20 protein-coding genes are annotated in these 19,372 nt (G+C 42.3%); 10 read left to right on the top strand and 10 right to left on the bottom strand.

Going from position 1 to position 19,372, the window contains the following annotated elements; translation table 11 throughout:
• Positions 1–38 precede the first annotated feature (38 nt).
• Both HUW51_RS03970 and HUW51_RS03965 read left to right on the top strand, forming a co-directional pair.
• Positions 39–926: a cation diffusion facilitator family transporter gene (locus HUW51_RS03970; protein ID WP_185272702.1), complete on the top strand. Its 888-nt coding sequence runs from the start codon at positions 39–41 to the stop codon at positions 924–926.
• Between the two features lie 98 nt (positions 927–1,024).
• Complete coding sequence (locus HUW51_RS03965) at positions 1,025–1,483, top strand: heme-binding domain-containing protein (protein WP_185272701.1); 459 nt, start codon at positions 1,025–1,027, stop codon at positions 1,481–1,483.
• A 193-nt stretch (positions 1,484–1,676) separates the two neighbouring features.
• Here HUW51_RS03965 and HUW51_RS03960 read toward each other — a convergent pair whose 3' ends face one another.
• Together HUW51_RS03960 and HUW51_RS03955 are read right to left on the bottom strand one after the other, a co-directional pair.
• On the bottom strand, positions 1,677–2,501 hold the full coding sequence (locus HUW51_RS03960) for a helix-turn-helix domain-containing protein (protein WP_185272700.1): 825 nt from the start codon (positions 2,499–2,501) through the stop codon (positions 1,677–1,679).
• 42 nt (positions 2,502–2,543) lie between these two features.
• Complete coding sequence (locus HUW51_RS03955; RefSeq protein WP_185272699.1) at positions 2,544–3,518, bottom strand: aldo/keto reductase; 975 nt, start codon at positions 3,516–3,518, stop codon at positions 2,544–2,546.
• Positions 3,519–3,875: 357 nt separating this feature from the next.
• On the opposite strand from HUW51_RS03955, the gene asnA reads away from it, so the two are divergent.
• From asnA to HUW51_RS03935, 4 genes are all read left to right on the top strand, one after another.
• Positions 3,876–4,916, top strand: a complete 1,041-nt coding sequence (gene asnA / locus HUW51_RS03950) for an aspartate--ammonia ligase (protein ID WP_185272698.1) — start codon at positions 3,876–3,878, stop codon at positions 4,914–4,916.
• A gap of 429 nt (positions 4,917–5,345) precedes the next feature.
• A complete protein-coding gene (locus HUW51_RS03945) occupies positions 5,346–5,843 on the top strand; it encodes a cupin domain-containing protein (protein WP_185272697.1) in 498 nt (165 codons plus the stop codon).
• A 318-nt stretch (positions 5,844–6,161) separates the two neighbouring features.
• Positions 6,162–7,376: a pyridoxal phosphate-dependent aminotransferase gene (locus HUW51_RS03940; RefSeq protein WP_185272696.1), complete on the top strand. Its 1,215-nt coding sequence runs from the start codon at positions 6,162–6,164 to the stop codon at positions 7,374–7,376.
• The gene (locus HUW51_RS03935; RefSeq protein ID WP_185272695.1) at positions 7,377–8,402 is read left to right on the top strand and encodes a bifunctional heptose 7-phosphate kinase/heptose 1-phosphate adenyltransferase; all 1,026 of its coding nucleotides are present in this window, start codon (positions 7,377–7,379) and stop codon (positions 8,400–8,402) included.
• 31 nt (positions 8,403–8,433) lie between these two features.
• Here the strand turns inward: HUW51_RS03935 and HUW51_RS03930 are convergent, their stop codons facing one another.
• Together HUW51_RS03930 and HUW51_RS03925 are read right to left on the bottom strand one after the other, a co-directional pair.
• A complete protein-coding gene (locus tag HUW51_RS03930) occupies positions 8,434–9,006 on the bottom strand; it encodes a redoxin domain-containing protein (protein ID WP_185272694.1) in 573 nt (190 codons plus the stop codon).
• A gap of 139 nt (positions 9,007–9,145) precedes the next feature.
• A complete protein-coding gene (locus HUW51_RS03925) occupies positions 9,146–9,784 on the bottom strand; it encodes a 4'-phosphopantetheinyl transferase family protein (protein ID WP_185272693.1) in 639 nt (212 codons plus the stop codon).
• A gap of 167 nt (positions 9,785–9,951) precedes the next feature.
• Between HUW51_RS03925 and HUW51_RS03920 the strand changes: the two genes are divergently transcribed.
• Genes HUW51_RS03920 through folB form a run of 3 tightly spaced genes read left to right on the top strand, consistent with a single transcriptional unit; the run spans position 9,952 to position 12,298 of the window.
• The gene (locus tag HUW51_RS03920; RefSeq protein ID WP_185272692.1) at positions 9,952–10,908 is read left to right on the top strand and encodes a WD40 repeat domain-containing protein; all 957 of its coding nucleotides are present in this window, start codon (positions 9,952–9,954) and stop codon (positions 10,906–10,908) included.
• A complete protein-coding gene (locus HUW51_RS03915; protein WP_185272691.1) occupies positions 10,883–11,923 on the top strand; it encodes a DivIVA domain-containing protein in 1,041 nt (346 codons plus the stop codon). Before HUW51_RS03920 ends, HUW51_RS03915 begins: the two co-directional genes overlap by 26 nt.
• A 15-nt stretch (positions 11,924–11,938) precedes the next feature.
• On the top strand, positions 11,939–12,298 hold the full coding sequence (folB, locus tag HUW51_RS03910) for a dihydroneopterin aldolase (protein WP_185272690.1): 360 nt from the start codon (positions 11,939–11,941) through the stop codon (positions 12,296–12,298).
• 561 nt (positions 12,299–12,859) lie between these two features.
• On the opposite strand, the gene meaB is transcribed toward folB, so the two are convergent.
• The 6 genes from meaB to HUW51_RS03880 form a co-directional block, all read right to left on the bottom strand.
• Positions 12,860–13,846 (bottom strand): methylmalonyl Co-A mutase-associated GTPase MeaB, encoded by a 987-nt coding sequence (meaB, locus tag HUW51_RS03905; RefSeq protein WP_185272689.1) that lies wholly within the window; start codon positions 13,844–13,846, stop codon positions 12,860–12,862.
• A gap of 74 nt (positions 13,847–13,920) precedes the next feature.
• Positions 13,921–15,072, bottom strand: a complete 1,152-nt coding sequence (locus HUW51_RS03900) for a TolB-like translocation protein (protein ID WP_185272688.1) — start codon at positions 15,070–15,072, stop codon at positions 13,921–13,923.
• Between the two features lie 504 nt (positions 15,073–15,576).
• The gene (locus tag HUW51_RS03895) at positions 15,577–16,209 is read right to left on the bottom strand and encodes a nitroreductase family protein (RefSeq protein ID WP_185272687.1); all 633 of its coding nucleotides are present in this window, start codon (positions 16,207–16,209) and stop codon (positions 15,577–15,579) included.
• A 146-nt stretch (positions 16,210–16,355) separates the two neighbouring features.
• Positions 16,356–16,955 carry a TetR/AcrR family transcriptional regulator gene (locus HUW51_RS03890; protein ID WP_185272686.1) on the bottom strand — a complete coding sequence of 200 codons (600 nt, stop codon included), beginning with the start codon at positions 16,953–16,955 and terminating at the stop codon, positions 16,356–16,358.
• An 86-nt stretch (positions 16,956–17,041) separates the two neighbouring features.
• Positions 17,042–17,602 carry a hypothetical protein gene (locus HUW51_RS03885; RefSeq protein WP_185272685.1) on the bottom strand — a complete coding sequence of 187 codons (561 nt, stop codon included), beginning with the start codon at positions 17,600–17,602 and terminating at the stop codon, positions 17,042–17,044.
• Between the two features lie 34 nt (positions 17,603–17,636).
• A complete protein-coding gene (locus tag HUW51_RS03880) occupies positions 17,637–18,014 on the bottom strand; it encodes a PH domain-containing protein (RefSeq protein WP_185272684.1) in 378 nt (125 codons plus the stop codon).
• Between the two features lie 401 nt (positions 18,015–18,415).
• On the opposite strand from HUW51_RS03880, the gene HUW51_RS03875 reads away from it, so the two are divergent.
• Complete coding sequence (locus tag HUW51_RS03875) at positions 18,416–19,198, top strand: hypothetical protein (RefSeq protein WP_185272683.1); 783 nt, start codon at positions 18,416–18,418, stop codon at positions 19,196–19,198.
• Positions 19,199–19,372: the final 174 nt, after the last annotated feature.

Genomic DNA, 19,372 nt, shown 5'->3' with positions numbered 1-19,372 from the left:
GATTTTTTTACTTCTGCTTTATTAATTATATTATACAGATGAATCGGGAAGATCATAAAATTTTGATCGGAAAAACTGCTCGGAGAACAACTTTAATCGGGATAGGTACCAGTTTTTTACTGGTTCTGGTAAAAGGAGTAGCTGGTGTTCTGGGCAATTCTTACGCCTTAGTAGCCGATGCTATTGAGTCGTTAACCGATATTTTTACTTCTTCTATGCTGCTGGTCGGTTTTCGGGTGGCATCCAGGCCAGCTGATAAAAACCATCCTTATGGGCACGGGAAAGCTGAGCCGATTACTTCTTTAGTGGTGGTATTGGGGTTGGTAGGGGCGGCTACCATAATAGTAGTAGAAAGCTTTAAAAATTTACGCACGCCCCACGACGTACCCGAGCCATTTACGTTAGTGGTACTTATTGCGGTAGTTATCTCGAAGGAATTAATTGCCCGCTATATTCAGAAAAAAGGCAAAGCGGTTGAAAGTAATGCCATGCAAGCAGATGCTTTTCATCATCGAAGTGATGCTATTACTTCGGCTGCTGCTTTTATCGGGATATCTATTGCTTTATTGGGGGGCAAGGGATATGAATATGCGGATGACTATGCGGCCTTGCTTGCTTCTGGTATAATTTATTATAATGCTTTTAGTATTGGGAAAACTGCTATTCGGGAATTAATGGATGAAGCCCCATCCATTAATTTTATAGAAGAAGTCCGGGAGGAAGCCTTAAAAACGGAAAAAGTGCTAGGTTTAGATAAGTCCTTCGTCCGTAAAATGGGTTTTGATTTTTACGTAGATATTCATGTTCTGGTGGATGGTAAAATAACGGTGGCAGAAGGTCACCAGATAGCACATGCGGTGAAAAACAGGTTATTAAATCACTTTCCGGCCATTCAGGACGTTATTGTTCATATTGAACCAATTTAAAAGCTTATTTACCGGGTATTATCATAACATTATTGCTTTTACTCCATTGTAACTGTACGTAAACCCATTTAGCTGAAAAAACTCCAGATTAATTTACCATGAAGAAGAAACTATTATACTTACTGCTTTTTATTATTGTAGCTATTCAATTTATTCGACCGGCAGAAAACAAAGGCCAAGCTTTTACCAGCCAGGATATTAGCCATTATGTAGCGGTTCCGTTAAATATTAAAAATACGTTACAAGCTTCTTGTTACGACTGTCATTCTAATCATACCAATTATCCTTGGTATTCTAAAGTCAATCCGATAGGGCTATGGCTCAATCATCATATAGAAGAAGGAAAAGCAGAACTTAATTTTTCTGATTTCTCCAAGTATGATTTAAAGAAAATGGATCATAAACTAGAAGAAATTGCCGAAGAAGTGCAGGAAGGCCACATGCCTTTGCCTTCGTACCTTTGGCTTCATAATGATGTAAAATTAGATCAGCAACAGATAGCGCAAATTGTAGCATGGGTGCAAACAGAACGGCAAAAATTAGCTTTAACCAGGTAAGTTTTTTTTGCCGATATACATATGATCGAATGATAAGAAGAATCTGATGCTATCATTCCCGTACTGGATGCAACTCAGAAAAAAAGTATAGCTATAATTGCTGAGCTGAGTTAACTGTTTATCTTATATTTAAATAACCAGGAGGTTAACTGTAGACCCTAACACTTGGTTGCTATAGATTTACGTAAATGAATCAAGACTGACTTGTTACTACTCTTTCGGTGGGCGCTTTGCCGAACTTTCTTTTAAAAGCGTGCGAAAAATGCGAAAGGCTTTCAAAGCCCAGGTCGAGGTAGATGTGGGATGGTTTTTTATTTTTATGCTCAATTAAATGCCGCGCTTCGGCCAACCTTTTTTCCTGTAGCCAGTGCCGGGGCGCCATACCAAATGATTTTTGAAAATCGCGCTTGAATCCGGCCAGGCTTCTGCCAGTAAGTTGGGCAAACTTTTCGACCGGAACATTAAAATGATAATTGCGCAGCATAAACTTTTCCAGGTCTATTTTATGCGGTTCCGAAAAGTCGAACAGGAATTCAGTGAGCCCCGGCATAGCGTGTAGTAATAATTGTACCGCTTCTTTTACTTTTAATAAGCCCAAGGTAGTGGTTATCTTTTCGGCGGGGTGACGAACATAAGGGATAATGGATTGAAAGAAACCGTACAGAAAATCGTTTTGGGGAATAAGCACATTGGGTTGCCCCGTGTATTTCTGTACGGTTTCTATTTGTTCTTCCAACGCAATCTTCCGGAGCATGTCTTCTTTCAGGCTGATAACAATGGTTTGGTAATTCTCCTGAGCCAGCGGCGTTTTTATCAATTCTGCCAATTGGTTTTTTCGTATCAGCAACATCTCGCCTTTTTGCATGGTAATTCTTTGGCTGGTAGTTTCCAGGGTAAGCTGTCCGGCTACCTGCAATACCAAGGTGCTATGCTCAAAAAATCCTACTTTTTCTTTTCGCATCCCCGATAGAAATGAGTAAAATAAAACGCCCGGAATTATTTCGGTTGGATTTGTCATGTTATAAAGTTATAAAACGTATTACGCTCACCAGCAAAGGAATTAGCGTTGCAGGTAGGTACTGCCCAGTATGGCTCCGGGGGCAAAATGCGTGTTCAGTAACGTTAAGTCCTGGGGAGTAAGTACAATTTCCATAGCCTCTATGTTTTCTGGTAACCGGGAACGGCGGCTCATGCTTACCAGCGGCATTATATGCTCGCCCTGGGCATTTACCCAGGCAATGGCCAGTTGGGTAGGGGTGATGCCTTTTTCCTGAGCCAATTTTTTAAAAATTTCTACTTTTTCCAGGTTCTTTATTAAGTTATATCCCTGAAAACGCGAGAAATGGTTCCGGTAATCGTGGGCGGCAAGCGGGACTTTTAGTTCGCCGGTAAGTAAACCTTCGGAGGTATTGGCAAAGGCTACTACTCCAATACCCAGCTCTTTAGCTGTAGGCAATAAGTCTTGCTCTATTTGGCGTTCGGCTAGGGAGTAACCTATTTCTAATGCGGTAACCGGGTGTACGCGGTGGGCCTGGCGTAGTTGGTCGGCCGTAATTTCCGATACGCCCAGGAAACGTACTTTTCCTTCCTGGATCAGGTCGGCTACGGTGCCGATTACATCTTCCACAGGTACGCTATTATCCAAACGGCAGGGTTGGTAAAGATCAATGGTATCAATCCCTAAACGTACCAAAGAATAATTAATAAAGTTTTTTATGGCAATAGGCCGAAGATCTAAACCAATCAATTGATTGTGGTAAAAGATGGCGCCAAACTTTACGCTAATAAAAGCATCGTCCCGGCGGCCTTTAATGGCCTTACCCACTAATAGTTCGTTGTGGCCGCTGCCGTAAAAATCCCCGGTATTCAAAAAATTAATTCCATTATCCAGCGCCGCCTGGATGGTAGCAATACTTTCACTTTCATCGTTTACCGGGCTGCCCCAGGTAGTAGACATGCGCATGCAACCTAATCCGAGTTTAGATACCAGTGGGCCGTTGTTGCCTAAAGTTATTTTTTTAATTGTTGTTGTCATTGCTGTTTTATTTAAAAATGTAACAATGCAAAGATCCGCTATTATGGGCTGCGGTTGCTTTCTTTTACAGCTCAATCTACTTGTCTGGGTGGCTCACATTTTTTGCGCTTATCAGTAAAAAATTAGCTTGAAAAATAATTTAGGTTTAATTTTTAAAATTTTAGCATTTTATGGATTGATAAACGAACATTCTCCAATTGCCAACTATTCTGAAGCAATTTTTATCTTAAACTGACAAAACCCCGCTAATTATTTTATTTTAAAGTTAGCCGCAAAATAAACAAGAGCAGAAAAGAAACCGCTGGGTATAATCTTATGCCAATATTTTCTATTTTTAGGCTCTAGATAATTCTGCCTATGAGTAATTTCTTGTTTATTCCGGCCCAGTATAAGTCTATTCTGGATCCTAACCGGACCGAAAAAGCCATTAAGTTTACCAAAGATGTATTTGAAAACCAGCTTTCTGCGGAGTTGCGCTTACGGCGGGTTACTGCGCCGCTTTTCGTCATAAAAGGTACCGGCATTAACGATGATTTAAATGGTGTGGAAAGGCCGGTGAGTTTTCCGATTAAATGCATGCAGGAAACCCAAGCCGAAATTGTGCATTCTTTGGCTAAGTGGAAACGCTGGAATTTAAAAAAACTGCAAATTCCGGAAGGCTTTGGTTTGTACACCGACATGAACGCCATTCGTCCGGACGAGGATTTAGATAATATTCATTCGTTGTACGTAGACCAGTGGGATTGGGAACGGGTAATTGCCCCGGAAGAACGAAATCTGGACTTTTTAAAACGGATGGTGCATAAAATTTATTCGGTGATGAAAAGAACCGAATACCTGCTCTTTGAAGAATATCCGGAGCTAATCCCCCAACTACCCGACAAAATCACCTTTATCCAGGCTCAGGATTTACAAGACCAATATCCGGATTTAAGTTCGAAAGAGCGGGAAGACCGGGCTGCTAAAGAATTCGGCGCTATTTTTATTATTGGCATTGGCGGCGCTCTGGCAAACGGCGAAAAACACGATGGCCGCGCCCCGGATTACGACGATTGGACCACCCCCACCGAAAGTAACTACAAAGGTTTAAACGGTGATATTGTGGTTTGGAACAGCGTATTGCAACGTTCTTTCGAGCTGTCTTCCATGGGGATTCGGGTAAACCCCACGGCTCTGCAAAATCAATTAACCATTGCGGGTTGCGAAGACCGGGCTAATTTAATGTGGCACCAAATGCTGCTTAACGGTGAGTTGCCCCAAACTATTGGCGGCGGCATCGGCCAATCCAGGTTGTGCATGTTTTTCTTGCGCAAAGCCCACATCGGTGAGGTACAGTCCAGTATCTGGCCCGACCAAGTGCTACAAACCTGCGCCGAAAATAAAATTATTTTACTCTAACATTACTAGCCTGTAAACCAAACTACATAAGACCAGATTGCGGATGGTTCTCTGAATAGCACCAACATTATTATAGTTAACAGAAACGGCTACCCATTTAGGTAGCCGTTTCTGTTGTTCTGGATATTAATAAGTAATTTCAAAAAGAAAGAAGTAGTTGTTATAGCCGACTTTGCTGTTGTTTTTTAAGGCTGGAACAGGCTCTAAAGAAAACGCTTATTGCCAAACAAAATCTATGTTAGATTATTAATACGATTTGGTAAAACAGGGCATAATTAATTTAATACGCCGGAAGTGGGATTTAGATCAATAAGATGCTGATAAATAGTTGTTTATTAAGATAAAAACCTGATATTTAGCCTCTTGATAGTGCGATTTCTTACTTGCTATAAACCTGCTTTACCGTATAAATTAATGAGAGCGAAGCCAATGAGACCAAATGCTATTTTAACCGTTGATGCGGAAAGTTTGTCCAGCGTTGCCGTAGCTGGTGGTAACTACACCGTTTTAATTTCGGGGGAGCAAACGGCAGGAACTTATGCCGTTATCGAAATGAAGGTGCCTCCGCAGGGTGGTCCCGGGCCACACGCGCACGCGGCTATTCAGGAAACCTTTTATGTTTTAGAAGGCGAAGTAGTTTTTAAAAGTGAAACACAAACGTATACCGCAAAACCCGGTTCTGTTATTACTATCCCGAAGGGAGGAGCCATCCATGCTTTTAAGAACCAAACTGCGCAGATAGTCCGTTTACTTTGTCTGGTTAACCCGGCCGGTTTAGATAAGTTTTTCCAGGAAATTGGCCAGCCAGTTCCCGCCAACACCTTTCTGCCACCGGCAAAAATGACGGACGCCGATTTGAAATACCTGCAGGAAATAGCCCAAAAGTATGATCAAGAACTGTTTCCTCCGGATTACCTCGATCGGTGAAAATAACTATTGGTTTGTTGCGGTTTACTAGCTTTTACGTTACCGTAAAAATTAATAATTCGGTTGCTGCGCCAGTAATAATAAAGTTTCCGGGAAAATTTAAAATGGGTTTTTAGCGTTTATAGCTGCGCAGGAACATCTTTGTTGAAATATTTTAAAAAAATAACCGGGTCCGGAGGTGATAATCAGAAGATTGTTAAGGAAGTTTTAAACTGTTTTAAATTTTCTAAATTTTAATCTGGCTTTAATAAATCCGTAAAACACGTAAAGCAAATACAGCAGAATTCTGTATTTTTGGCCGCATAACATTAACTTAATATGGAAATAACAGCACAAGCAACCAGTTTCTTATCCGATCGCATTAACTCTTTGGCCGAATCGCAAACTATTGCCATGGCCAAGAAGGCGCGCGAACTGGCGGCTCAAGGTTTCGATGTCATTAACCTGAGTTTCGGCGAACCCGATTTCCAAACCCCGCAGTACATTAAAGATGCCGCTAAAAAGGCTTTAGACGATGGTTTTACGTTTTACACGCCGGTAGCAGGTTACCCTGACTTACGCCAGGAAATCGTAAATAAATTAAAACGCGACAACAATCTTGATTATAAACCCGAAAACATTGTAGTTTCTACAGGGGCAAAACAATCTATTGCCAACGTTATTATGAGCCTGGTGAACCCCGGCGATGAAGTAATTATATTTTCGCCGTACTGGGTAAGCTACGAAGAAGTAGTAAAACTGGCAGAAGGTATTCCGGTTTTAGTAAAAGGCAATATCGAAAATAATTTTTCTATTTCGGCGCAGCAACTCGAAGATGCCATTACCAGCAATACCAAACTGGTAATGTATTCGTCGCCGTGTAACCCTACCGGTTCCGTATTCTCGAAAGAAGAACTGGAAGCTTTTGCAAATGTGTTGGCCAAACACCCGCAAATTTTTGTGATGGCCGACGAAATTTACGAGTACATTAACTTTACCGGCGAGCACGCCAGCATGGCCCAGTTTGATTTTATTAAAGACCGGGTAATTACTGTTAATGGTTTCTCTAAGGGCTACGCCATGACCGGCTGGCGCGTGGGTTACATTGCCGCTAACAAACAAATTGCCGATGCCTGCGATAAAATGCAAAGCCAGATTACGTCTGGTACGTGCTCTATCGCGCAAAAGGCTGCCGTTGCCGCTTTAAAAGGTGGCCGGGGTTCTGCCGAAGAAATGTCGGCGGCGTATTTGCGTCGGCGCGATTTAGTACTGGGCTTAATGAAAGAGATACCAGGCATTAAAACCTACGTACCACAAGGTGCTTTTTACATTTTCCCGGATGTGAGTTCTTTTTACGGTAAATCGTTTAACGGCCAGGTAATTAATAACTCCAGCGACTTAAGCATGTTTATCTTAAATGATGCGCACGTAGCGGCGGTTTCGGGCGATGCTTTTGGCGCCGATGAGTGCATTCGTTTCTCGTTTGCTGCTTCCGACGAAAAGTTAGTAGAGGCCATGCGCCGCTTAAAAGAAAGTTTAGCCAAACTCGTTTAAATGACACCATTCAATAGCCTGGGGGCTATTTTTGATTCTTTTAATCAGCTTACCGTGCTGGTAGTCGGCGATGTAATGCTGGATTCTTATTTATGGGGCAAATCTACCCGCTTATCCCCGGAAGCTCCCGTTCCCATAGTGAACGTACTCCGGAAAGAAAAGCGGTTGGGAGGAGCCGCTAACGTAGCGCTCAATGTACAAGCATTGGGCGCTACGCCTTTATTGTGCTCGGTAATCGGCGACGATTTGGATGGCGCTGATTTGCTGCGTTTAATGGAAGAACAGCAGTTGCCCACCGATGGTATTATTAAAAGTACCGACCGCATTACCACCGTTAAAGAACGGATTTTAGCCGGCGACCAGCAACTATTGCGTATTGATGCCGAAATTGAAACCGAGTTGCTGGAACACGAAGCAGCGCATTTGGTGCAGCAATACAGCAAATTGCTTCCATTGGCCGACGTAGTTATTTTTGAAGATTACGACAAAGGTGTACTCACGGCCGCTAACATTGCCGCCATGTTGGAGTTAGCCCTGCAGCACGACATCCCGACGGTAGTAGATCCGAAGAAGAAAAACTTTTTGTCTTACGTGGGTTGTACTTTGTTTAAGCCCAATTTAAAAGAATTAAAAGAAGGGTTAAAAGTAGATTTCCAGGATACCAACCACGAAGAATTTGAACGTGCCGCTGCTAATCTGCAAAATAAATTAAATGCGCAAACTGTATTAATTACCCTATCGGAACGGGGCGTATTTTACTTATCCGGCCCGGTTAAAAGATACATCGAAGCCCATTTGCGCACCATTTCGGATGTGTCGGGTGCCGGCGATACCGTTATTAGTATTGCGGCTTTGTGTTTAGCTTTGGAATTGCCCGTAGCTTTTATTGCCGGTTTATCTAATCTGGGGGGCGGCTTAGTGTGCGAACAGGTAGGCGTGGTACCCATTAATAAAGTTAAATTACTCGCCGAAGCGCAACGCACCAATACCTTTCAGTTATTAAATCAGCCGGTTATTTCTAGCTAAATTTTTAAAATTTATTCTGGTGGCTAACAAATTAAAACCGCTTAATAGAGCAGCCGGTAGCGCGCTTCTGCGAAATGGCCGGAGCTTGATTAGCTACTATTGCATCTAAGGCATTTTTTAAAAAATTCTCTTTTACGTAGCCTTCTACCTGCGGATTATCGTCGATAGCGCCTTTATACCGCAGCGTAAACGTACCGTTATCGGGTTGCAGCACAAAAACTTCGGGAGTTTTGGTTGCGCCCCATTGCTGGCTAACTTTTTGGTCGGTGTCTACGGCGTACTGAACATCATTTGCCGCTTTAGTAGTGGTGTTATTGGTATTAATGGCTGATTGGATAAACAAGAATTTAACTCCTTTGCCGGCGTAATCGGTGTTGAGTTGCTGCAAACGTTTTTGGTACAATTGCGCATACGGGCAAAGCGCATTGGTAAAAATCACTACCACTGCTTTACTGGCCGCATGGTCGGTAAGCGCTACTTTTTGACCAGTTTCCGTCTGCAACGTAAATGCCTCTACTTTCTGGCCCGGTTGGTAGCCGCCGGTTTGCGCTTGCAAATGCAAAGTGAATAGCAGTAAAAAGCAACTGATAATTATTTTTCTCATTCTTAAGCTTTTTAAAAATGCTTTGTTGTTTTGGATAGCCCTGCTATAAATATAGTAAAATTTTAATAATTATTGCTTTTGTTAGCGGCTAAAGTTAATCTTAAAACAATCCGGAATTTACGTTTTTTAAAAATTACGGTTAGCGATGCAGGCAATAAGTAAGTACCGTATTGTTTTCCACCTCAAAGTGCACCGTATATTTTTGCTGAAAGGTAAGGGTTTGAATTTGAGCTTCTAAATAACCCCTATGGGTAGTTTCAAAAGGAAACAAGATTAGATTTTCGCTGAAAGTAATATTTTTTTTGCCGTGTAATTTGTACAAAGTTTCTTTGGCGCTCCAGGCAATCGTTAGTTCTACCAGATCGTTGGTTAAAAATTGTTTCTCAGTTTCTGACAAAAATTTATCTTTTACCCGCAACACCTTAGATTGTATTCTTTCAATATCTATGCCAACCCTGTAATCCTTGGATACCAGAACGGCAACCTGGTCGTGGGTGTGCGAAATGGAGATCTGGCAAGCGCAATTTTCAAAAACAGGCTGACCGGTTTCGTTGTTCAGTAGTAAGTAAAAATCCGGCGTAAATTTTTGCAGGAGCTGGTAAGCCAGTATGCGGCTGGCTAGCCATTCGGCCCGCCGTTTTTCGTGGCTTATCGTTTCCGGTAAAATTATTTCGGTGGGTAAACCCGGGTGTTGCAACAATTGCAGACTAGTTTCGGTAAGTGCCCAACGGCCTAAAAAGGTGCTGGCGTTTATTTGTTTTATTTCAGTTAAAGGCATAAGCGGCGTAAATATAGCGTTCTGGGGCTTACCAAATTTATTTTTTGAATTAGCTAACCCGGCAGCAGCAACTATGTTTGGTTTCGGGTATTTTTGCAAATAATTACTTTTTCTTAAATAGATTATTGTAAATTAGCTAAACGCCGTCATACACAAATTTAGTTTTCATGAGTAAACGCATTATTCAGGTACAAAAAAGCGCCAGCCTTACGGGCCACCGGGATTGCGTGTATACCCTGGAACGCTCCGGCCAGGAAGAAGTATTTTTTTCGGCAGCCGGCGATGGCATGATAGTAGCCTGGGATTTGCGTAACCCCGGTAACGGCGAACTCATTGCCCAGGTACCTTCGTCAGTGTATGCGCTGCGCTACGTGCCCGATAAAAACTGGCTGTTGGTAGGGCACAACCATAATAGCCTGCAGGTAATCGATTTGTTTAAAAAAACGGTAATTGCTACCGTACCTTTACCGCCATTAGCCATTTTTGATATCGCGTACTCCGAGGCAAACCAACTTATTTATGTGGCTCTGGGCGATGGGGGAGTAGGGGTAATTAGCGCCGATGGATTTATTTTAAAAAAAATAGTTAAACTATCCGATAAAAGTGCCCGTAGCCTGGCTTTAAACGAAGCAACCCAGGAACTAGCCATCGGCTACAGCGATCATTTAATCCGGATACTGGATGTCCGGAGCTTAGCGCTTAAATTAACCATATCGGGCCATACTAATTCGGTTTTTACGGTGGCTTATTCGCCGGATGGGCAATATTTGTTGAGTGGGAGCCGCGATGCCCATTTAAAAGTTTGGGCCGTAGAAAATGCCTACGAAGCCCACGCCTCTATTATAGCGCACATGTACGCCATTAATCATATTACTTACAGTCCGGGGGGGCAGTTTTTTGCTACGGGCAGCATGGATAAGTCCATTAAAGTGTGGGATGCGGAAACGTTCCGGTTGTTAAAAGTTATTGATAAAGTACGGCACGCCGGGCACGGTACGTCGGTAAATAAATTATACTGGTCGGGGTACTGCAACCAATTGGTTTCGGGTAGCGACGACCGCACCATATCAGTCTGGGATTTAAATTTTAGTTTAACTTATGAAGATTACACCCTTAGAGATTAGGCAAAAAACCTTTGAAAAAGCTTTCAGAGGTTTAGATAAAGATGAAGTAACCGCGTTTTTGCTAACACTTTCGCAGGAGTGGGAAAAGCTGATGGACGAAAACAAAGAGCTCCGGGTAAAACTGGATATTTCTGGTAAAGAAGTACAAAAAATGCGGGAGGTGGAATCGTCGTTGTACCGCACGCTTAAAACTGCCGAAGATACCGGAAATAATATATTGGAGCAGGCCAACCGGTCAGCGGAGTTAAAATTACGTGAAGCCCAGCTGCAAGCCGATCAGTTACTCAACGATACTCGCCTAAAAGCCCGCAGTATTATCGAAGATGCGTACAAACAATCCGAGAAGGCGATTGACGACATGCAACGCGAAGTAAAACAACTGGAACAGGAACATCAACGTATGGAAACCTATCTGGAGAATCTGGTTCGCGATTTAAAAAATATGGCCCACGATGCTTTAGAAAAAGTAGAAAAATCAAACAAACGCCCGCGTACCTATTTATCCGGTATTTTATCGCAGGCGGCTAACGTAAAAGTAAAGCAAGTGGAATTATCAAAAGAATTAAAAGATGTGTACTCCGGCAGCACCGTTGATAACAGCCCGGTAAATGCGCCGGCTCCGCAGCATCGCGCCGAGCAATTGTTGACGGATAAACCAGTTACGGCTCAAAATCCAGCGGTAGAACCTATTCCGGGTACGCCCGAGCAACCCGAGCCGAACCCAACGCCAGATGTAACACCGCCGCAACCCGAAATTCCGGACCCAAAAACGCCGGTACCTTCACCAACCGGACCCGAAATTGAACGACCAAAACCAGATATCCCAGACATTCCGTCGCCGGCTCCTGAAATAGAACGCCCCGTACCCGAAATAGGCCCGATTACGCCGGGCACCCCGGAAGTGCAGCCGCCTTTAACGCAACCCGGTGGGCCATCGTTTGGGCAAGGCAAACCAGCTGCTAAACCGGTAGCACAACCAGCAGGTGGCGGTTCGTTTTTCGATGAACTAGATTAAGCGGTATTACCAGATATGCAAGGACGCATTGCCCTGGAAGGCATGGAGTTTTTTGCTTTTCACGGTTACTACGACGAAGAGCAGAAAATCGGGAATAAGTACGGCGTAGATTTATTTATATACACCGATTTACAAGCTGCGGCGCAAACCGATGAGTTGCCCAAAACGGTAAATTACGAGTTATTATACAAGCTGGTATACGAAGAAATGAAAGTGCCGGCCCGTTTGCTGGAGCATTTAGGCCACCGGATTATCGACCGGGTCTTTCAAAAGTTTCCGCATTTAAAACAGGTAAAAATAAACATTTATAAATTTAATCCGCCGCTCGGAGGCATTTGCCACAAAGCCAAAGTTACCTTAAAAGAAAAGCGGTAATTAGATTAGAAAATTAAAAAATAGCCTTTCTGGGTAGTCCCTTACCCGGAAAGGCTATTTTTTTAATTTTCAGAATTTAGAAGCTGTTTTGTATTTGACTTAAAAACAAAGCTGTTTGCCAGGAGTAATAACATTATTGCCCCTGAAGAAGCACACCTCCCGCCAGCTTGTAGCTGGTGGGTGATTATAAAGGGATGTTTTCAACTTCCGGCCAGTTGAAAACTGGCCACTATCAAAAGCTCCCAGTTATACTGAGTTAAACTGGAAGCAGATATATCCTTCGTTGTACTTAGAGTTAGCGAAGCGCTCTAAGTACTTTGTGTGCGGTCAATCTCTGATTGGCGTTTACCCAAGACTCCCTAATACGCCAATCAGAGATATAGCTATTCGAAAAATGCGTAGTGACCGCTGACGCGAACGCTACGCATAACACTTAGCAGCGTGCATAGCAGGAAGCTTACATAATTTTAAATTTTTAAAAATTTCCTTTATCCAGAAATTTTGCACAAGTAAAAAGCTTGAATAACAACCTAATACCTATCGCTTACAACCGAAAACCTACTACTTATAACCTAAATTGAGTAAATCAGTGGCGGCGGTAAAAGCCGATAACTTTCCGGCCAGTACGGCTTGTTCTTTTTCGGGTAAAAGCTGCGCTACGGCGGGGTTGGCAAAAAATCGTTCTTCCAGGGTTTGCCTAATGGTTTGGTGTAACCAGTACAGTTGCTGATTATTTCGTTTTTGCTCCCAATAACCAGTTTGCCTGGTTTGGGTCTCGTATTGTTGTATTTGTTCCCACACTTCGGCGACACCGGTTTGTTCCAGGGCAGAACTTAGCATCACCGGAACCAGCCAGCCCGAAGCTGCCGCCGGAAATAAATGCAAAGCGTTCTGGTATTCTTGTTGGGCAGCCTGGGCTTTCTCTTTATTAGAACCATCAGCTTTCGTAATTACCAGCGCATCGGTCATTTCCATAATGCCTTTTTTCAAGCCTTGTAATTCGTCGCCGGCGCCTGCCAACATGAGTAACAGGAAAAAATCAGTTAAACTATGAACGGCAGTTTCGGACTGGCCTACGCCTACAGTTTCAATAAAAATAACTTCAAACCCGGCAGCCTCGCACAAAATGATACTCTCGCGAGTATAGCGCGCCACGCCGCCCAACGAGGCGCCCGCCGGCGAAGGCCGGATATAGGCATTAGGCTGGGTAGCCAGTACCTCCATGCGGGTTTTATCGCCTAAAATACTGCCGCCTGACCGTTGGCTGCTGGGATCAATGGCCAGTACCGCTAACTTTTTTTTAAATTTTTGAATAATGTAATTGCCCAACACTTCGATAAACGTGCTTTTGCCCACACCGGGCGAGCCTGTAATGCCCACCCGGATGGATTTGCCCGAGTAAGGGAGTAAGCGGTTAATTACTTGCTGGGCCAGTTCCTGGTCGGAGGGTAATTTGCTTTCTACTAAAGTAATAGCGCGACTTAAAACTACCCGGTCCTGGGCCAGAATGCGGTCTACGTACTGATCGACATAAAAGCGTTTAACCAAAATTGTTTGATGGGGTTAGAAACCAGCGCTTAGGTTAGTTGAAAAATTCCGGAAAATAAAATTTTTTAAAAATTTTACCGCAAGTGGCTGTACCGGATGTTGAAAAAATAGCTTTGCACAAAGTTAGGTAAGCCCAATTCGCTGTGCCCCTCGTCGCTGAGCATCTGCCCTTCGTCGACGTAGTTGCAGCCCAGCCCGGGTGTGTTCGGGTTATTAATCACGCCTAAGGTTTTTTCTTTTTCTTTAGCTAAATAAATTTTTCCATCCGGACCTAACTGCAACGAGCCAATTTTATCGGCTTTCGATACGGCAATAAGCGTAGCCGATTCTTCGATGGCTTGCCGGGAACCTAGTAAGTTAAATTGCCAGATTTGCGGGGCTACGTTGCCAATGCCGTTGGTAGTACCATATAATTTAGTGCCGTCCGGCGAAAATTCAATGCCGTAAGCTTCGTCGTAATGTTCAAAGGCCAGCGGGTTAGATACTTTGCCGGTGGCGTTATTAAAATCAAAAACTTCGAACAAGTTGCTGTCGCGCCACAAAGCCAAAGCTAATTTTTTGCCATCTGGCGAGGCTTTCATGGCGCCAATAGCTTCTTTGTTTTTACCTTTGTGCACGGTGCCCACATTGCTTACTACGGGCTGTCGGCTTACGCCCGCAGCGGTTACCTGAAAAGCATAAAACCCATTGGTGCCCCATTTGTGGGTAATTACCCAATAATCGGTATTGTTGCTGTGCTTTACGGCCGTTAACTTTTCGGATACTGGCGATACCAGGAAATTATTTTTCTTGGCAATATCGCCTGAGCCTTTCTGCAAGCGCATATCTACTTCGGAGTAGCGCAAACCGTATAATTGCGATTGCAGATCGGCGGTGAAAATGTAATAGATATTGGGGTTAAGCGGCCGCGGTACAATTACCGCCGATTGCGTAGAAGATCGGTGCCCCATTAAGCGGTTGCCGTTGGGCATTAATTTGTGTTCCCGGTTCCAGACGCTCACGCCGTTGGTGTAAAACAACAAATTGCCCTCCGCATCCGATATAGTAGCGCAGCCTTCCATGGTAGAAAGCATGCTGTTGTTTAAAGGTGTGGCCTTGCCGCTATTAAAATCTAAACCTGCTCGTTCGCCAAAATACCAGATGTTGGCTTCTTTCTGCGCTGAGGCCGCATGTGTAAACCAAAAAAAAGATAAAAATAAAAAGACAGACGGAAGCTTTTTGAACATAACAGGATGGCGGTAATAGTAACAGAATGGTCTAAATTCGAAAAATTTAAAATAAAAGTAAAATTAGTGCTACTAATAATTCATTAAATATAACGGTGTACTTCCCGGATTATTCTGGTATAATAGCTGCGGTGCGCAGGATGTCAGGGTGCAGTAAGTTCAGGGTCAGATATTTGAATTATTAAAAATTTTTGTTTTGGATTTGATTATAGCCTAAGGTAGAGTGGATTTACTTTCGTAACTACTTTGGCGCGGATATACTTCCGAGACTTACGAGTTAAGGCTGATAAACTTAGAAATTCTCGTTCGCATAGCCGCTATTTTAGCTGTGATTATTTAGTGATTTTCTGCACCTGATACAGCTACTTGCTGCATAGTAGATTTACTATAATTCTAAAATTTAAAAAATAGCGGTAAACTTTATAAAGATAAATGCCTGCTTGTCAACAAGCAGGCATTTATCTGGTAAGTCTAAATTCGAAGATTATAATTTGATTTATAAGGTTAAGCTACCTGTAAAAACAGCTTATCAGCGTTTCGGCGGACTTTTTTCTGCTTTGCCAGCCAGTCGTTGGTTTCGTCGCGGAAGCCTAAAGGCAGCAGGGTAACGCTGCGCAGGCCTTTTTCTTTTAAGTGTAATAACTCGTCCAAGGCGGCGGCTTCAAAACCTTCCATGGGGGTAGCGTCTACTTGTTCGGTAGCGGCGGCGGCAATGGCCGTACCAAAAGCAATATAAGCCTGGCGAGCGGCCCACTGGAAATTTTGCTCCGGCGTATTACGGGTTACTAAGCCCACCAGCGAATTTTTAAAACCGGCCAAAGTTTCCGGATCAACCCCGCGTTCGGCGGCAATTTGGTTAATGTACTCGGTAACTTGTGCTTCAGTGATATTATCCCAGGCCGCAAAAACAAGTAAGTGCGAGGCTTCTACAATTTGCGGTTGGTTGTTAGCTATTTTCTGAATTTGCTGACGTAGTTCTTCATCTTCAATAACCAGAATAGTGTAAGGCTGCAATCCCATCGACGAAGCCGATAAGCGGATTGCTTCCAAAATTGTATCTATTTTTTCGAAAGGCACTTTCTCACCGGTCATTCTTTTGGTGGCGTAGCGCCAATTTAAAGCTTGTATTAAACTCATGGTATTTTAATTTATTTTTTTGTGCTGGTTTATAACTATATGATTTTTTATTTCTAAGTTATCATAATTAACAGTGTTAACTTTAAGGCTAAATTTTTTAAATTTTACTTTCTATTCATTAATCCTAAAGGTTGCGGTTTTATAAATTATTCTAAGTTCCGGATAAACCCTTGAATGGCATCTTGCAATACCAATTGGTTTAATTTATCCGGGGCAGCGCTGCGGCCGGTAAGATTAATAGATATAAGGCCGTGCAGCATCGACCAATACGTATGAAATTTTAAAAAACAATCTGTTTCGGGGTTTTTACTGGTAGCAATTAAGGCTTTAATGGTTTCCTGAAGCAGGTTGCTGAACTTGGTCATTTCTGGTGTTTGCCGCACTATTTCGCAAGTAGGCATACCCAAACCGTACATAAGTTGGTAGTATTCTTTATTTGTAACAGCAAAATTCCAGTAAGCGTAAGCCATGGCTTCTAATTGCTTGGCCGGCGAAGCATGTTGTTGTTTAGCAGTTTCTAATTGCTCATTTAAAAACCCGAAGCCTTCTTTGGTAAACTCTTGTAAAATAGCTTCTTTGTTTTCGAAATGGTTGTAAATAACCGGCACACTGTATTCAATGGCATCGGCAATTTTACGAATCGAGAGTGCCTGCCAGCCTTCGGCTAAAACCAAAGCCCAGGCAGCCCGCAGAATACTTCCCCGAACTTCTTCTTTTTGCCTTTGTTTACGCTCTACAATGCCCATAATCTTAATTATTGTTATTATAGTTAACAGTGTTAACAAATATAAAGTTCTATTGTTTGCTAGCCAAGCAAATTTTTTAAATTCTGTTAAGTTAAAGATGGGTTAAATGCCAGAATAGCATAAGCCCGGTTATTAAAAGTAATTTCGCCGATTGCTTTAAAGTCTAAATGCTTGGTATGTACCTGGTAAGAGGCCTGGTTAGCCCCATCAATAAAAGCCAGGCCTAAGTTGTAATGTGCTTGCAGTTCTTTTTTGGTTTGTAAAAACATACGCTGGAGTAAACCTTGTTGTCGGTATGGGGTTGCTACCAACGCGGGTCCGTAAAAGAAATAAGTGTATTGTGTAACTGGCAAATTTTTAAATTTTAACTGAGGCAGGGCTTTTATAATTTCCTGCACCAAGGGCGGATACTCAGGCGGCGGCAGCTTGGTATTAATGATAAAACCAGCTAATTCGGTTTGATTGTAAGCTACAATGCTGGGCGCTGACTGGATCATACGGCGTACTTGTTCTTCCGAAAAGACACCGGTTAAAAAGCCGGCTTGGCGGTCTTGTTCCGATAAATGCTGGTAAGTATACTGGTTAGCTAAATGAACGATAGCGGGTACATCGGAGGCAGAAGCAACGCGGCAGTTAAAATCGGGCATAATGGTTGAAGTTTAAACCAGCGGAAGTACGGCGTTATTTTAAAATTTGCGCGCTTAAGAGTTGGTATACCTGGTTAATGTTGTGGTCTTTCCGGAATTCTTTAATAATGGGTTCGGCCTGGCCGGTAACCCAAATTTTAAGTTCGGCATCTAAATCCAGCATACCGCCGCTTTCTTTCGAAAAGCGGGTAATCGATTTATACGGAATAGACAGGTATTCTATTTTGGAGCCCGTTAAGCCTTGCTTATCTACCACAAATAAGCGTTTATTAGTAAAAACCAGTAAGTCGCGCAAAATGCTGAAAGCTTTATGCAGGGTTTCGTCTTCTACTAGCAATGGCGCAAACTCGGCCTGTACTTTCTCCAGCGCTATTTCGCTGGCATTTCCCATTAAACCGTCCAGTAATCCCATGCTTTTTACGTTTTTTTAACTAGTGAAAAAGTGGTTTGCCAGCGAGCTGCCTTAATAACTTTAAGTATAAGAAAAATTGTTTTGAAGTTTACTTTTTTACAAAAAATACTAACGGGTTCCGGTAAATAACAGACGCTTAAAACGGTTGAACGGAGTAAACAAATTTTTGCTTCTGCCAAAATAAAAAATTTTTAAAAATTTTAATGTGTGAGCTATGTTAACTGTTTGATTTAGTGCTTGTAGCTTATGATTATTGCGGATTAAACGTGACAATTCTATCTTACCTGAACTAACCCAAAACAACAATTTACTGTGTAATTTAAATATTAAATATATTTATTTTTATATATTTAATATTTGTTATTAGCTTTGTAGCATTATCGCGTACACAATTAAGTAAAATGAAAGGTATAACGGGTATAAATTTTATATTCGTAGGAATAATTGCGACAGTTTCTGGTGCAATTATCTTATTGAAAAATGACTTTGCAACAAATCATCCGGAGAATAATAGCCCGGCAAAACAAGAAATTAAAGTAGTAGCCCAAAACCTACCGGATGCTAATAAAAGTATCCTGGACTATTCTTTAATAGCGGACAAACTAACCAAACAGAAGGATAATCTAACAACTGCTTCCGAAGCTGAGGCAAAAGCAACATTTCCTAAAAAAAGAAAAATGAACCGGTTAGCTAACGATTCAAAAAAGAAAGGCTATGATTTTGAAAAATACGTTATCCGGAAGTTTGATAAAAAGCAATTTAAATTAAAGGTTTGGGACGAGCGTAACTACCTGGAAAGCATTTCCACCGAAACTGTGCGGCAACCCGATTTAATTTACCAGTATACGCAAGAGGGTATTCTGGATAGCTTTGCGGTAGAGTGTAAATGGCGAAAACAATTTCAAGACAACGAAATTGAAATTGCCACCCATCAGCAAATTGAAAATTATAAAATTTTTGAAAAAAAAACCGGTTTGCCGGTGTTTATTACGCTGGGTATTGGCGGAGAACCCGCCTCACCCAAACAAATATACATTATTCCCCTGAATAAGATTTTTTCGAATAAGGTAGATATCTCCTTTCTGATGGAGTTTGAGCAGGTGCCTTCCCGAAATTTTATTTACGATTCCCGAACAAAGAACTTATCTGCCAGAACTTATCCGGCTATCTCAGAAGGAATTTAAGTTATAAACTTAATCGCTGTTGGATTGCTACCTACCCATTCGGCAATTACTTGTTCTAACTAAAAGCAAGCCGGTAGTTTATTTAATAACTCAAATTTGTAATAAGCAAATAACGCGTATAAGGCGGGGTATACTTTGTAATTAAAATTAATTGAAAAACTGCTTTGTAATTTT

Origin of the sequence: Adhaeribacter swui, from assembly GCF_014217805.1 — a bacterium.
Taxonomy (GTDB): Bacteria; Bacteroidota; Bacteroidia; order Cytophagales; family Hymenobacteraceae; genus Adhaeribacter; species Adhaeribacter swui.
This window is presented reverse-complemented; position numbering and strand designations above follow the sequence as displayed.